Here is a 1134-nt window from a genome sequence, read left to right as displayed (position 1 = left end):
TAATACTTAAATAAAAGAGTTGCAGATATTAGGCTTGGAAGGTGGTACTAATCGACTTTCTATCTTCCTAAATTACTAATACCTCCAGCTTGTACCCTAATACCTAAATAATAAGATGAGTAACTTTGTAGATTACGTAAAAATTCACTGTAAATCTGGACATGGTGGCGCTGGCTCTGCCCATCTGAGAAGGGAAAAGTATATCGCAAAAGGCGGTCCTGATGGTGGAGATGGCGGAAGAGGTGGTAACGTTATTATGAAAGGTAATTCTCACGAATGGACCTTGCTTCCACTTCGTTATACTCGCCATATCAAAGCTGAAAGAGGTGAAAACGGAGGAAAAAGTCAACTTACGGGTGCTGACGGAGAGGACGTTTATATTGAAGTCCCAATTGGAACTATCGCAAAAAATGAAGAAGGTGAAATTATTGGAGAAATCCTTGAAAATGGTCAAGAAGTGATTTTAATGAAGGGAGGAAAAGGAGGCCTCGGAAACGAACATTTCAAATCTGCAACTAATCAAACACCTCGATATGCACAACCCGGTCTTCCCGGTGAAGAAGGGTTTATCACTTTCGAACTTAAGATTCTTGCTGATGTGGGATTGGTTGGATTTCCTAATGCTGGAAAATCTACTTTATTAGCCGCAGTTTCGGCTGCAAAACCTAAAATTGCTGATTACGCTTTTACGACTTTGACTCCTAATTTGGGAATTGTCAATTATCGTAATTACAAGTCTTTTGTAATGGCTGATATCCCTGGAATCATTGAGGGAGCAGCGGAAGGAAAAGGATTGGGACATCGATTTTTGAGACATATTGAAAGAAATTCAATTTTATTATTTTTGATTCCTGCTGATGCTGACGACCATTATCAAGAGTTCAAGATTTTGGAAAACGAATTAAAGGAATACAATCCAGAGCTTTTGGACAAAGATTTCATCCTTTCTGTTTCCAAATCTGATTTGCTCGATGATGAACTAAAAGCAGAAATCTCAGCAGAATTCCCAGAAAACAGACAACCCCTTTTCTTCTCAGCAGTGACTGGAGAAGGTCTTACAGAACTGAAAGATGCGGTTTGGAAGAAGTTACATGGATAGATTTGCTTCCATATTAATTTTATTATTTTTTTTTA

At 38.4% G+C, this 1134-nt stretch carries 1 protein-coding gene; it reads left to right on the top strand.

The window, feature by feature from the left end; genetic code table 11:
• Positions 1-115 precede the first annotated feature (115 nt).
• Complete coding sequence (gene obgE, locus AC4AGG_RS16505; RefSeq protein WP_489773117.1) at positions 116-1099, top strand: GTPase ObgE; 984 nt, start codon at positions 116-118, stop codon at positions 1097-1099.
• Positions 1100-1134: the final 35 nt, after the last annotated feature.

The sequence above is a fragment of the Chryseobacterium sp. CG10_8 genome, from assembly GCF_058117085.1.
Note: the sequence above shows the minus strand (reverse complement) of the source record. Positions and strands in the feature narration are given on the sequence as shown.